This window comes from Muribaculum intestinale (genome assembly GCF_002201515.1).
In the GTDB taxonomy this organism is placed as follows: domain Bacteria; phylum Bacteroidota; class Bacteroidia; order Bacteroidales; family Muribaculaceae; genus Muribaculum; species Muribaculum intestinale.
Window position 1 is genome coordinate 1137817 of record NZ_CP021421.1, and the last position, 15357, is coordinate 1153173.

Below are 15357 nucleotides of genomic sequence, written 5' to 3' on the forward strand. Positions count from 1 at the left end.
AATGAAACTATACAGCAGATTCCTTACAGCCTCAGCCCTGCTCGCAATCGCGGGAATTGCCGCCACATCATGCTCCAACAAGGAGGACGACATATTCGACGACGCGGCAGCCGTGCGTATGGACGCAGCAAAGGCCGATACAAAGGCGCTACTCATAAGCGCCCCCAACGGCTGGGAACTCTCCTACTTCGCCGACAACGAATGGGAGCCCGGCTACGTGATTCTCATGAAATTCCACAACGATGAGTCAGTCGAAATGGCAGGTTCCAACGCATGGGTGGCCAACGCATTCATGTCGCAGGACCGCTACGCCGTGCAGCGCGAGACATCGCTCTACAAGATGATTTCCGACGACGGCCCCGTGCTCACATTCGACACATTCAACAAGATGCTCCACATATTCTCGGAGCCGTACAACCTCCCCTCGGCCACATACAACCCTGAAAACGTGCCATTCCCCATCGGCCCGCAGGAGAAAAGCCCCGTCAGCGGAAAAGACACTGATGTCAACGAGTCAGGCTACGGACACAACGGCGACTACGAGTTTGTAATCCTCTCGAAGACCGACAACGAAATCATTCTCCGCGGCAAGAAGACCCGCATCAACATGCGCCTGCGCCGCCTCGCCGACGACACCGACTGGGATACATATTTTGCCACTGTCAACCGTCTCGCTGAGAATACTTTCTCCAACCGCTTCGGCGACCTCAAGATTGTGGTAGGCGGACACGAACTCCACCTCAGCAACCTCACCTCAGGAGTGATGAGCATCCTCGCCGACGATGACGATCCCCTCATGGAGACCGTAAAGATTCCGTTCGTCTACACCCCCGACGGAATCCGCCTCCGCGAGCCTTACAAAGGCTTCGAGGACCGTCTCGCCGACATCGCAATCCAGAACTTCGCCTTCAATGAAGACGGTACCCTCCGCTGCACCGACCGCGACGTCGAGTTCGCCCTCAACAGCTCATATCCCGAAATATTCGGTATGAGAAACTACTCGTGGAATATCGACCTTGAGAATGCTGGCGGTGAGACCAAGACTATTCTTGATCAGGTTATTGCCGAATTTGAGGCCCACAACTCCTACAGAGGCTTGAAATTCCTCTATTTCAACTACTCTTCCGCATCACATAAGTATGCTCTGACAATTCGTGTATCCCGTATTGCTTCTCTCGGTTCTATCTACGGTGAATATCAATATGGCGAGAACAACAGCATTAAAATGTCATTCAATGCTGCCGACGGTGACAAAAACGGTATCGACCGCGTAAGCAAGATTCCTGCCATGCAGCAGTTCCTACAACAGATTTCAGCCAAGACATGGATTGTCTCTTCTGATGCACCCATGGCCCCGGAAAAAATGAAATTTACCAATGCTGAGGACCCTTCTGATTTCTTCAACATCTCTTTAAAATAACATCTAATCAAATAAATGAAGAGTGCCGTAACGACACTCCGTTACGGCACTCTATCACTAATTCCTTAAAACATTTCGAGTATGAAAAAGACTTTTACCCTTCTATGTGTCACAACTCTGACACTGGGTCAGGCTTCTGCAATCAAGCCTGTAGTAATGCCCGAGTCATCCACAAACTCCAGAAACGCAGTTGAGGTTTCAGCCCAGACCAAGGCCGCTATCTCTGCCACAACAATGACTCAGCAGATAACGAACGAATTACGCACGGTAGCCAAACACAACGACCAGAATCTCACACTCGGTGCGCCTGCTTTAGCCGATGAAGAAACCTCCAATGAGATTGTAACCTATGCCTATCCCAACGGTACATTCTATTGCCAAGTATCATTCTTTCAGCCTGATGACAAGGGCAATCTGAAAGAATACACTTTTGTCAATGGAAGCGCACTTATCCCTAACGGAAAAAACGAGTGGCAAAATCTTGTATACGACAAAACAACAGGAAATGTCATCAAAGGCATTGAAAGCACATGGCAGTATATGAATTCATGGTATGGACAAGACAAATTAGGCTACATCGATGAATCCAAAGAGCACAATCTCACCTACGTAGCCACTCCATGCGCACGAAGAGACTTTGCTTGGGAAGCTCCATCACTGACCGTTGGTGGCCAGACATATCAACCCAAGGCCAACTGGGACGAGGAAAAAAAAGATGTTGAGTCAGTAGTCGTAGGCGGCGACGGCAATCTCAACCCCGGATATCGCAAATACATGGAGACTAAGTATAATCGCACTGAGATGAAACCCACCGCCTATATCACTGACGTTTATTCCGAAGCCCTTGCCTCAATGTATGGCTATAGCAATGCCTTTGGAGCCGGAACAAACACATCATTCTATAGTGGTACCAGCATCAATGACGTACGTACAAACTATCTCACAAAAAACAATAAGATGCCTGAAAACGCACAGTTCATCGGATTCGCACAGACATTTAATACCGGTTGCGCACCTGTCGTATTGAAAAAAATCGGTATAAGCGGATGCTTCGGACTCGCTGTCGGTGATGAAGTTACATTCAACATTATAGATATTAATCGCAACACACTTCTAACATCTACCATATATACCGCCGAAGAGGCTACCAGCGATAATTATGTCGACACCCGAATAATCGCTGAAATATTTGACGAGACCACTGAGCTCGACTACGTTATCCTTGAGCCTGAAACCACCTATCTCTTTACAATCGAAGGCGTAGATGGTCTGAATACATTTGTCCCCAACCTCATCTCGTATGATGCCGAAACATATCCTAATATTCCTCAGGCATTTATGGCCAATACCTATGTGCTCTTTACCGACAACGAGGGCGCGCTGGATCTTGTTGGTGTATCTTCATGGGTTAATAGTCTTTTAGCAGGCGAACCGGTAGGATATGCGCCCTCTATGGGATGGATTCTTGACGTTGAATATCCCTATACAGTTCCTGCTTACGCATTCACCGGCACAAATAATACCGATATCCCCGACTACTTCGAGGCTGATGACAGTGAAATTGATGTTAAGTTCTTCTCCATCGAAGGCACTGCTGCTGCACTCCCTGTTATCGTGACCGACATGGATTCAACTACCCTTGCCAACTCAATCGAGTATTCTTCTGAAGCTCTTAAAGAAGCTCTTTATGTTGGCGTAAAGAATAACTCCGCCACTAACGTAAACAATATCCCATTTACATCTGCTGAGTATGGTATAACCATTCTACCTGTTGCCGACATCCCTGCCGGTTCATGGATTAAGGTCAACAATATCACCGACTCTCTTAAAATCAATCTCCCCGCATATGAAATGTCGGGCATCGGCGACGTAGTAGCCGACGGTGAGGCTGTAGCTACCGAATACTTCGACCTCCAGGGCCGCAAGATTTCCGGCGAGGCCAACGGTGTTGTCATCAAGAAGATGACCATGGCCGACGGCAGTGTAAAGACCGTAAAGGTTGTGAAGTAATCCACACCCTCCACTCACACTGATTAAAAAGGGCGACGCCGGCCATCCCGCCGACGTCACCCTCCCCAAAAAAATTACACTCCCCCGGCCATCGCCCCCACGGATGCAATTCCCCCAAAAAAGACAATTGTACTCCCCCGGGCCATCGCCCCACGGATGCAATTTTCCCAAAAAGATTTTTCATTGGAATTGAATTAATAACAGCTAATTTTTTGAATTCCCCGAGGGCGGGTTGCCTCACGGCAACCCGCCCTCACCTTTTCACCCCACACCCCAACCAACCCCGCGTCCCCAAATCCCCAACTCTAATTAGTCGCCGGGCTACGCCGGGCACAAACGTGATGATGCCCCCACCGACCTATGGCTGCGAACCGCTAACGCGGCTCTTACCATAGGCTAACGTTGTGAACGCCCCCAAAGGGGCTATGCGCTAACGCGGGGACTAGCCATCCCCTCCCACCCTTGCATCCACACGCCCCTCCACCAACACCCCTATCCAAACCAACCACCATTTCCATACCTCCATCCCTCTCCCGCCCAAACACCCCCATCCACAACCCGACGCGTTAGCGCATAGCCGCCCTGGCGGCGTCTACAACGTTAGCCCCACCCAAGAGCCGCAATAGCGGTTCGCAGGGTGGGGTTAACCGACCTCCACCGCATGCCTGGCGTAGCCCGGCGACTAAACACCAACCTACACAACCAATCCACCATCCCACCAACGCCCCATCCACAACCCGACGCGTTAGCGCATAGCCGCCCTGGCGGCGTCTACAACGTTAGCCCCACCCAAGAGCCGCAATAGCGGTTCGCAGGGTGGGGTTAACCGACCTCCACCGCATGCCCGGCGTAGCCCGGCGACTAAACACCAACCTACACAACCAATCCACCATCCCACCAACGCCCCATCCACAACCCGACGCGTTAGCGCATAGCCGCCCTGGCGGCGTCTACAACGTTAGCCCCACCCAAGAGCCGCAATAGCGGTTCGCAGGGTGGGGTTAACCGACCTCCACCGCATGCCCGGCGTAGCCCGGCGACTAAACACCAACCTACACAACCAATCCATCATCCCGCCGCCACCTCCATCCTCAACTCAACGCGTTAGCGAATAGCCGCCCTGGCGGCGTCCACAACGTTAGCCCCACCCAAGAGCCGCCATAGCGGTTCGCAGGGTGGGGTTAACCGACCTCCTCTCCCGCATGCCTGGCGTAGCCCGGCGACTAAACACCCCACTCTTGCGAAAAATTTGCCATCATCATTAAAAAAATCATGCAAACATTTTCACATCCAAAATTTAATCATGAAATTTATGGCATGTCGAACACTTACACCAAAATATTCCTACATATCATATTCGCCGTAAAAGGCCGGGAATCTCTATTGCCACCAACAATCCGCAATAGAGTGCATGCATACATAGCCGAGACGCTGCGCCGACTTGGCCACCATCCGATAAAGGTCGGAGGCGTTCAAAACCATGTGCACATACTTGTCGATTATTCCCCATCACAGTCAATACCGGAAATGGTAAGGGATACCAAAGCGTCGACAACAAAATTTATAAACTCTCAACGCTTTATTCCATTCCTATTTGCATGGCAAAGAGGATATGCATGTTTCTCCCATTCACCATCGCAGATACCGGATGTAAAATCATATGTCGAGCACCAGAACGAACATCATAACAACATGTCTCTGCGCGATGAAATCGTGAAACTCTACACCCGCTACGGCATCGAATACAATGAAGAATATATCTTTGAAGACCACACGAATTAGATTGGCGGATAGAATTTATGTTTAGTCGCCGGGCTACGCCAAGCACAAACGTGATGATGCCCCACCGACCTATGGCTGCGAACCGCTAACGCGGCTCTTACCATAGGCTAACGTTGTGAACGCCCCCAAAGGGGCTATGCGCTAACGCGGGGACTAGCCATCCCCTCCCACCATTCCCACACCCCTCCGCCCCATCCACCAACGCTCCATCCACAACCCACCTTTCTACCCTCTCCCGCCCAAACACCACCACCCACATCCACAACCATTCCCACGTCACCATCACCTATGCCGGCTCCATCTGCAACCAATCCACCATCCCACCAACGCCCCATCCACAACCCGACGCGTTAGCGCATAGCCGCCCTGGCGGCGTCCATAACGTTAGCCCCACCCAAGAGCCGCCATAGCGGTTCGCAGGGTGGGGTTAACCGACCTCCACCGCATGCCCGGCGTAGCCCGGCGACTAAACACCAACCCGCCCCCATTAAACACACCTCCTCATCACACATCATCCCCTGCCCCATCCGAAACTTTACCGACCGACGGGCGCTACGCATCGACAACAATCCACCTGCCATCCCGGCCCCACCCTACGACACACACTTTAACACTTGCCGACATGCAACAACATCGTTAAAAAACATTAACACACGCAACCCACCCACACGTAATCCCCCAAAGTTTCATAACTTTGCAGCTTGAATCAATGCATCTTATGTCAAGACTACTCACCATAATCCTCTCCGCCGTAATCGCACTCATGGCCACCTCGTGCGGAGAATACCAGCGAATGCTGAAATCCGCCGACGCCGACGCCCGACTCGACTTCGCACGCCGCGCATTCGAGCAGAAGAAATACACCCAGGCCGCAACCGTGCTCACCGACATCGTGACCGCATTCAAGGGCACTGCTAAAGCCGAAGAATCGCTCTACCTGCTCGCCCTCTCCCACTACGAAAACAAGGACTACGAGACCTCGGGAGCATACTTCAAGACCTACTACTCGCGCTATCCCAAAGGTAAATACGCCGAAATGGCACGCTTCTACGCCGGCTACGGATACTATCTCGACTCACCCGAGCCACAGCTCGACCAGTCGGGTACCATCAAGGCCATCGAAGAGCTACAGGCATTTCTCGACTACTTCCCCAAAAGCGACAAAGTGCCCGTGGCACAGCAGGCCATATTCGAACTGCAGGACAAGCTCACCCTCAAAGAGCTGCAAAACGCACAGCTCTACTACAACCTCGGCACATACATGGGCAACAACTACGAGTCGTGTGTGATTGTGGCCCGCAACGCCATCAAAAATTACCCCTACTCCAAATATAAGGAAGACCTCGAGATGCTCATCCTAAAGTCGCGCTACCAGGAAGCCGACCAGAGCGTCGAGGAAAAGAAGTCGGACCGCTTCCGCGACGTGATTGACGAGTATTACTCATTCACCAACAACTGGCCAGAAAGCCGCTACCGCCGCGAAGCCGACAACATTCTAAAAATCGCTCAGAAATACGTCAAGGAATAATATCCGCCGACGCCACCGATTACGTAAAATATTTCTTACTTCATAATATGGACTACAAGAAAACTAACGCTCCTCTCAACACCACCACACGCGACCTTGTGAAGATGGCCGAACCCACCGGCAACATCTACGAAACCGTATGCATCATCGCCAAGCGCTCCAACCAGATTGCCGGCGAGATGAAGCACGACCTCGAGAAGAAGCTCCAGGAATTCGCATCGCTCAACGACAACCTCGAGGAAATATCCGAAAACCGCGAGCAGATTGAAATCTCGCGCTACTACGAGAAGCTCCCCAAGCCCACCCTCATCGCCACACAGGAATACCTCGAGGACAAAATATTCTGGCGCAACCCCGCCACCGACAAAAACCTCGACTAAAGTTTCGGCAATCCGAAAAAAATTTGCTAACTTTGTGCGCCCGAAATACACTGACGGGCACAATATATTCATTATCAATTTATTCACATACTTAACTCTCGAAAGAATGCACTTAAATTCTGAAGAAAAAGTTAACATCTTTGAGAAATACGGTAAGGGCAAGACTGATACTGGCTCACCTGAAGCACAGATAGCATTATTCTCAGTCCGTATCGCTCATTTGACTGAACACCTCAAGTCAAATCACAAAGATTATACTACAGCCCGCGCTCTGAAGGCCCTCGTAGGCAAGCGTCGTCGTCTCCTTGACTACCTTATCAAGAAGGACATCACCCGCTACCGCGCCATCATCGCGCAGAAGGAACTCGGCATCCGCAAGTAAGCCGTCCTTTCCCACAAAAACATCACCGCAGGGTGTGGATTCCCACGAATCCACACCCTGCCTCGTTATATCCCCGCCCCGATTAGTCGCCGGGCTACGCCGGGCATGCGAGGGGAGCCACTCACCGACCTATGGCTGCGAACCGCTAACGCGGCTCTTACCATAGGCTAACGTTGTAAACGCCCCCAAAGGGGCTATCCGCTAACGCGGGGAGCAGCCATTTCCTACACCCAAACACACATCCACGCCAATCCCACCTACGACAAAACACACCATCCCACACTCCATACAAAGTCGCATTGCATCCGCCGCCATTACACATCACCCCAACCGACTTCGCCCCATACAAATCCGCACTGCGACCACATCGCATCCACATGCCACATGCCAACAACTCCACGCGTTAGCGCACAGCCGCCCTGGCGGCGTCCACAACGTTAGCCTATGGTAAGAGCCGCGTTAGCGGTTCGCAACCATAGGTCATCGCCCCCTCCACCCGCATGCCCGGCGTAGCCCGGCTACAAAAACTCCAACCCCATCCCATCAAACACAACTCCATTACACACCAACCCCACCCCATCCCCTACACCGGCCGGAGGCTATGCATGGCTTGCCGCGGCTACGGAAAAACTTTATCCCATTCCCTCTCGTTATTGCTTCTGAGGCATTTCCCCTTTTCCTCGCCCCAACACTACATAATTCTCCGCTTTTTTCTTAAATTTGCAGAAATAAGTAACAATTACTTACCTTAAAACTTCCACACATATGAGCAGGATCGCCGCCATAACCCCGCTTGTCACCGACCCGGTAATGATATTCTTCATCGTACTGGTAATCATCCTGCTTGCACCGATTCTGCTTAACCGTCTCAAGATACCCCACATCATCGGCATGATTGTGGCCGGTGTCGTAATCGGCCCCTACGGCATAGGGTTGCTGAGCCGCGACGCGAGCTTCGAGATATTCGGACAGGTAGGCATACTCTACCTGATGTTTCTCGCGGGCATCGAAATCGACATGTACCACCTGAAGAAAAACATGTCGAAAGGACTCACATTCGGCCTCTACACATTCTTCGTGCCGATGATACTCGGCACACTCACCTCAGTGTGGCTGCTCGGCTACAGCTGGCTCACATCGATACTCCTCGCCTCGATGTACGCCTCCCACACCCTCATCGCCTACCCCATAGTAAGCCGCCTCGGCCTCAACAAATCGCCCGCCGTCATCATCACCATCGCCGGCACCATCGTCACCGTTCTCGGCGCGCTGATTGTGCTCGCCGCAATCGCCGGCATCTGGGAGGACGGCTCATTCAGCCCCCTCGGACTCCTCGCCCTACTGGGACGCCTCGTCATATACTGCCTGGTTATCGTCTACCTCTTCCCGCGGCTCACACGCTGGTTCTTCAAGCGCTATTCCGAGCCCGTCACACAGTTTATCTACGTTCTCGCCATGGTGTTCCTTGCCAGCTACTCGGCCAAGGCCATCGGACTCGAGAGCGTGCTCGGAGCCTTCTATGCCGGACTCGTGCTCAACCGCTACATACCCAACATGTCACCGCTGATGAACCGCATCGAGTTTGTCGGCAACGCCATATTCATCCCCTACTTCCTCATCGGCGTAGGCATGCTCATCAACGTCCACGTCGTGGTGTCATCATGGCAGACACTCTACGTAGCGGCGGTGATGTCAGCAATCGCCACGATATGCAAATGGCTTGCGGCATGGTTCACCCAGCTCACCTACCGTATGTCGCGCATCGACCGCAGTATGATATTCGGCCTCAGCAACGCCCAGGCCGCCGCCACACTCGCCGCGGTGATGATAGGCTACCGCATGGGCATATTCAACGAAGATGTGCTCAACGGCACCATCGTGATGATACTCGTCACATGCACCATCTCGTCAATCATCACCGAGCGCGCCGCCACACGCATGCGCCTGGAGATGCTCAGCGACGACGCCTCATCCACCGAAAGCATGCGCGGACGCCCATCCAACATGCTCATATCGGTCAGCAACCCCGTGACGGCCTCGTCGCTGGTCGACTTCGCCGTGCTCATGCACAACAACTCGCGCGACTCGCGCCTCTACGCCCTCAACATCATCACCGATGACACTCCCGGCCACCGCGCCATCGGACGCACGTGTCTCGAACAGGCCCAGCAGGCCGCCGCGGCAATGGATCTCCGCATCGACCCGATCGAGCGCTTCGACCTCAACGTCACCGCCGGACTCGTCAACACCATCAAGGAGCGCGACATTTCCGAGGTAATCATAGGCATGCACCGCAAGGCCACTGTAGTCGACTCATTCTTCGGAAGCAAAATCGAGCAGCTGATAAAGTCGACCAACAAGATGGTGCTCATCACCCGATGCTTCATCCCCGTCAACGCCGTTACGCGCATCGTGGTGGTAGTGCCGCCCAAGGCCGAATTCGAGACCGGATTTGCCCAGTGGGTCAACTCGCTCGCTCGCCTTACACGCCAGATCGGATGCCGCATAATATTCTGCTGCAACACCGACACCCGGCGCTGTGTGAGCGGAGTCCTCATCCGCGACCGCTTCGAGATACGCTCGGAATACCGCGACGTAGAGGACTGGGACGACTTCGTTCTCCTCGCCAACCATATACTCGACGACGACCTATTCGTAATCATCAATGCCCGGCGCTCGTCGGTATCGTTCAGCTCATCGATGGACGAGCTCCCCATGTTCCTTCAGAAATACTTCGCGCGCAACAATCTCGTGGTCATATATCCCGAGCAGTTCGGAGCCGCCGAGAGCGCCAACGTGCCATCGGCCATCGACCCGCTCTCTTCCGACTTCATGGCCACCCCATCATCGCTATGGGTACGCATCGCCGCCTTCTACCGTCGACTTATTCTATTCCGCAAACGCTTCACTCACCGCAAGCGCATCAAGAAAATCGACCTTTAACAGACCTACTCACAGAATACACCGAAATTTTTCGGATTATACAACAATACATTAAATATTGTTAAAACTTCTTAAAATGGGGGGGGGTATTTTTAACCCCTCCTTTTTTTATATATCTTTATCGCACAAAAAGAAACCAAACAATAATACAATCCTTATAGTTTGGCAACATAACACATCAAAATTTAATCTTATTTGTTACGGAAGGCACACAATGTTGTTGAACCCTGCGCTACAGTCCATCTTCGCGACTGTAGCGCTTTTTATTCACAGTCATGCAAAAACAACCCATGAAACACCCCTGTCATATCGCGCGGATATGCTAAATTTGCACCCATGGAAGCAACACAGACCACCCTCACACCCCTGATAGGGATGACACTCCCGCAACTGCGCGACGTAGCCGCCGAGTGCGGCATGCCACCCTTCGCCGCCGGACAGATGGCCAAATGGCTCTACGAAAAGCGTGCCGCATCAATCGACGATATGACCAATCTGTCCAAGACCTCACGCGCCACACTCGCCCGGCGCTACACCATAGGACGCACCGCCCCCAAGGCCGAGGCGAGAAGCGTCGACGGCACGGTGAAATACCTGTTTGAAGGAGTGGGAGGGCGCGATATAGAGGCCGTCTACATACCCGACCGCGACCGGGCCACACTCTGTGTCAGCTCCCAGGCCGGATGCCGCATGGGATGCCGCTTCTGCATGACAGGCCGCCAGGGCTTCCACGGCAATCTCACCGCCGGACAGATTATCAACCAGGTGCTGTCGATACCCGAGTCGGCCACCCTTACCAACATCGTGTTCATGGGCATGGGCGAGCCGATGGACAACCTCGACCCAGTGCTTGGTGCCATCGACATACTCACATCCTCCTGGGGACTCGCATGGAGTCCCAAAAGAATCACCGTAAGCTCGATAGGAAAAATCGACACACTGCGCACACTGCTCGACACCACCAAGGTACATATAGCCATAAGCGTCCACTCGCCCTTCGCCGAAGAGCGCGCATCGCTTATGCCTGTCGAAAAAGCCTATCCGCTGAAGGATGTACTCCAGCTGCTGCGCGGCTACGACTTCGCCCACCAGAGGCGACTGTCGGTAGAGTATATAATGTGGGGAGGACTCAACGACAACATGCGCCATGCCCAGGCATTGGCACGTCTGTTGCGCGGACTCGATGTCAGAGTCAACCTAATCCGCTTCCATGCCATACCCGACAGCGACCTGCGCACATCGCCCGCCGACACCATGGTGGCGTTCCGCGACCGTCTCAACGAGCTGGGCATAACCGCCACCATACGCACATCGCGCGGCGAGGATATAGCCGCCGCATGCGGTATGCTTGCCGGTAAGGCTCGCGAGCAGCAGCCGTAAAGCCGATCCGGGGTTACTCCGTAGCAGCCTTTACGAAATAAATCTCAGCCTCGGGAGAATGTATTTCAAAACTCATCTTGCTCCCGCTCTTGTCGACGTCTACATCATTGATTACAGTAAACCGCGAAAAATCGGTGTACGCGGCATGGGAAAGCTCGCGCTCGCATATAGCCGCCGTCACAGCAGCCAGAGAGTCAGCCCCTGCCGACGGCACATTGCCCAACCAGCGTACACCCTCACGGTCAACAGTCACCTTAAGACTCGACATATCGAGATTCACAAGCAAATCATCGTCATCGTCGATATCATATGTCCATACACCCCTCACCGAGGCCATAGCCGGTATGCTGAGCTGATAAGGCACGCCCGACGAAGCCGAATCGCCCGGCAGGCTCTTTACTACATCAAGTTTGCCTGACAGCCCTATCGGGCCGCCGGTCTTGTGCTGGTTGAGTGTAAAATCGACAGAGACAACCGAGGATGCCCTCACCACATCGGGCATCCTGACCGACATGTCTACAGGCGAAATCCCGTTCCATGTACCTACAAACCGGGCATTATCGGAGCACGAGGCCATAAGCAGTGCCGCGCCGGAGACAAGCGCACCCGCCAGTATTGATTCAATCTTCGACATAATAGTTCTGATATATAGATAATTTCTAACGACATAGTTGATTCTGTTATCACAACACTTTCGGAGGCATACTGTTCACACACTGTGCCGCCATATTTCAGGAAGGACGGATTCAACCACAGTCAATATAAAAAGCAATGAGCGACTTCACAGTCGCTCATTGTTTAATAATAAACCAATCATTATCACATTTCTTGCAATGGAAAAAGTAATTTTGCTATGTACTACTAAAACGCAGCCGGAATGATAAAGTTCAGCGCCTTATGCTTTTTCCTTGCATATTTTTTGCCATAATCACACATCTCACTGATTGCCAGCGAGATAAATTTAATTTTTTTAAACAAAATTCGTCTCATCGACGGAGAGTGATGTCGGCCACTGCCGGAGTGTCGCCGCGAAGCCTCATGACAAACGTCGCGTACCCCTCCTCCGATTTACCGACAGCACACGCCTTGCCGTCGAGCTTGACTGAAGCTACGTCTCCGGAATTTATTCCCGGAAGTACGAATGTAAGCTCGCGCTCGTCGGGCATGCCCTCATAATATCCGCTCTGCACAACCCGGACTGCGGCATGGCGTCCGTCGACCTTCCCGGCGAAGTCAATCAGAGCATACTCACCGTCTCTCAGCGACTCCGACGACATGCGGTCGTCATCATACATCGTATAGCGGCTCTCCCCGTCGCCACGCGGATAATACAGCACGGTATAGCGCGAGGGATCATAGTCGCCTACATTATCCATCGGGTACATGGCCTGCGGAATGAAAGACCCTGAGCGCACAAACATCGGTATCTCCTCAATAGGCGCATCGACCACGCTCTCCGAAAGTCCGGCCACCGGAGATTTCTCCGGATGGTTATAGTCAATCCATACACCTGTGGGGAACACTACACGGCGACGAGTGGCGCTCTGAGCGGTGACAGGCGCCACCATCACCTCCTCCCCCCACATATACTGGTCGGACACACTGTCGGGGGCCGACGACGTGTCGGCGAAATTGAGCGGACGTACAAACGGATATCCCCTTGACGCATTCTCATACGCCAGAGTATAGTTGTAGGGGAGCCAGCGGTAACGCTCGCGCACCAGGTCGAGAATTATATCGCGCTGGTCAGGATAATTGTACGGCTCGGGCATCTTCTGTGCGTGCGTGCGCAGCACCGGAGAGAATGTACCGAGCTGCAGCCACCTTACATACAGTTCGGGGTCAGTAACACGCGTGGTATCGACAATGGCGAATCCGCCTACATCGTGCGACATATACCCCAGTCCGCTAAGCCCCGAGTTGAGCATTATGCGCACCTGTGGTTCGAGACCTCCCCATGTGCGCGCCACGTCGGTACTCCAAGGAAACACACTGTAGCGCTGCAATCCGGCTGTGCCTCCGCGCATCATGGTCATAAGCCTGCGTCCGGGATACTCCTCACGATACATATCATATATGATTTTGCTCCACTCGTTGCCATATACATTGTGGTATTCGCGCGCAGTCATCCCGTTGGAGTGGACGATTGTCTCGGGGTGCACCTCAGGCTCTCCGAGATCACCCCACCAGCCGCCGACACCCTCGTCGGTAAGCGCACGGTAGCGCTCGCGCAGCCACCGGCGGGTAGCGGGATTGGCCACGTCAAACATACCGGCGTCGCCTACCCATGTCGTCACATCGTGTACATTGCCATCCTTGTCGCGGGTGAGCATCCCACCTTCGGCGAGCAGATTGTAATTGTCGATAGCGCCTTTCTTGTTGATATAAGGCTCGGATATCAGCACTGTATTCACCCCGCGTGCCTTCAGCCCGGCAAGCATGCCGCGGTGGTCGGGCCAGCTGACGGTATCCCAGGCGAGCTTGCCCATGTCGGTTTCCTTGCCAAACCAGTAGAGGTCAAGCACCACACCGTCGACAGGAAATCCCTCACGCTTCAGCGTGTCAATTACCCCTACGGTCTCCTGTTGCGACTTATAACCGTATTTCGAGGTGATGTAGCCCAGCGCCCAGAATGGCGGCAGATCCTGTCGGCCGGTCAGACGTGAGTACTCCTCCGTCACGCCGGCCACAGTGCCCCCGCCATATATAAAATAGTACGACACCGGACTCTCCTGCTCCGAGCTATACACAATCGGGTCCGACATCACCAGTGTGGCCGGAGCATGGTCGTCAAACAGCACACCGTAACCCTCGGTGCTTACAAACATCGGTACCGTTATATTCATCTGTCTCAGGCGCGGGTCGTGCCCCTCATAGCCGTAATTCTGCCTGTTGTACATCACAAGCGTGTCACCGTTCAGCTTGAGGCTGTGGCCACGCTCGCCGGCGCCATAGAATGTGCCGCCACCCTCGGGTATCAGACTAAGGCTCACACTCCCGCCGTCATTGCTCCTGACGCCGCTGTCGTAAAGCAGCCGCTTCGTGGCAGGCGTAGTATCAACGTCAAAAGACACAGCGCCACTCTTCAGGTCGATTATAGCCGAAAGGCCCGAGGTGGTCCTGATTACAGCCTCGTCGGCAGTGCGCTCGACAACGCCGTCGAAAGGCGCCACACCAAGCTGTCCGGCCTGCGTGCGCGAGGGCGCCTCACCGGCTCCAAAGTTTTCAACACGGATTATATCGGGGCTATAGGCCCTCACCACTATAGTACGACCATCCGGCAGCGATGTCGATACAGTGCCGTTCACCGCATCCGGAGTCACGGCCACAGCCGAAGCGTATCCTAAAAAAATTACGGATACCACATTAAAAATTCTGGCGATTCTTCTCATGGATAAAAAAGTTGACAAACTATCTTGATTTTTTCTTACATGCTCGTGTGCCTCGTTTGCACGATGCAAATATAAGACTTTTAGGCGAATAAGTGCTATTTCGAGCGATTTGAAAATTGTTAACAAAAGTAAAAATTACA

The 15357-nt window shown here is 53.2% G+C and carries 10 protein-coding genes; 8 read left to right on the plus strand and 2 right to left on the minus strand.

What is annotated here, in order from left to right; all coding sequences use genetic code 11:
- The first annotated feature begins 1 nt into the window (after nucleotide 1).
- The 8 genes from ADH68_RS04605 to rlmN all read left to right on the plus strand — a co-directional run bounded on the left by ADH68_RS04605 (nucleotide 2) and on the right by rlmN (nucleotide 11825).
- Nucleotides 2–1420, plus strand: a complete 1419-nt coding sequence (locus ADH68_RS04605) for a DUF4302 domain-containing protein (RefSeq protein ID WP_068961841.1) — start codon at nucleotides 2–4, stop codon at nucleotides 1418–1420.
- Between the two features lie 81 nt (nucleotides 1421–1501).
- The gene (locus tag ADH68_RS04610; protein ID WP_068961840.1) at nucleotides 1502–3430 is read left to right on the plus strand and encodes a hypothetical protein; all 1929 of its coding nucleotides are present in this window, start codon (nucleotides 1502–1504) and stop codon (nucleotides 3428–3430) included.
- Between the two features lie 1317 nt (nucleotides 3431–4747).
- Nucleotides 4748–5212: an IS200/IS605 family transposase gene (tnpA, locus tag ADH68_RS04615; protein WP_068961839.1), complete on the plus strand. Its 465-nt coding sequence runs from the start codon at nucleotides 4748–4750 to the stop codon at nucleotides 5210–5212.
- 718 nt (nucleotides 5213–5930) lie between these two features.
- Entirely contained in the window at nucleotides 5931–6740 is an 810-nt protein-coding gene (locus tag ADH68_RS04625; protein ID WP_068962169.1) for an outer membrane protein assembly factor BamD, read from the plus strand.
- A 47-nt stretch (nucleotides 6741–6787) separates the two neighbouring features.
- A complete protein-coding gene (locus tag ADH68_RS04630; RefSeq protein ID WP_068961837.1) occupies nucleotides 6788–7120 on the plus strand; it encodes a DNA-directed RNA polymerase subunit omega in 333 nt (110 codons plus the stop codon).
- A gap of 106 nt (nucleotides 7121–7226) precedes the next feature.
- Nucleotides 7227–7502 carry a 30S ribosomal protein S15 gene (gene rpsO / locus ADH68_RS04635; RefSeq protein WP_068962168.1) on the plus strand — a complete coding sequence of 92 codons (276 nt, stop codon included), beginning with the start codon at nucleotides 7227–7229 and terminating at the stop codon, nucleotides 7500–7502.
- Nucleotides 7503–8267: 765 nt separating this feature from the next.
- Nucleotides 8268–10445: a cation:proton antiporter gene (locus tag ADH68_RS04640; protein ID WP_068961836.1), complete on the plus strand. Its 2178-nt coding sequence runs from the start codon at nucleotides 8268–8270 to the stop codon at nucleotides 10443–10445.
- Nucleotides 10446–10781: 336 nt separating this feature from the next.
- Entirely contained in the window at nucleotides 10782–11825 is a 1044-nt protein-coding gene (rlmN, locus tag ADH68_RS04645; protein ID WP_068961835.1) for a 23S rRNA (adenine(2503)-C(2))-methyltransferase RlmN, read from the plus strand.
- A gap of 13 nt (nucleotides 11826–11838) precedes the next feature.
- On the opposite strand, the gene ADH68_RS04650 is transcribed toward rlmN, so the two are convergent.
- Together ADH68_RS04650 and ADH68_RS04655 are read right to left on the minus strand one after the other, a co-directional pair.
- Nucleotides 11839–12459 (minus strand): hypothetical protein, encoded by a 621-nt coding sequence (locus ADH68_RS04650; RefSeq protein ID WP_068961834.1) that lies wholly within the window; start codon nucleotides 12457–12459, stop codon nucleotides 11839–11841.
- 352 nt (nucleotides 12460–12811) lie between these two features.
- On the minus strand, nucleotides 12812–15217 hold the full coding sequence (locus tag ADH68_RS04655; RefSeq protein ID WP_068961833.1) for a TIM-barrel domain-containing protein: 2406 nt from the start codon (nucleotides 15215–15217) through the stop codon (nucleotides 12812–12814).
- Nucleotides 15218–15357: the final 140 nt, after the last annotated feature.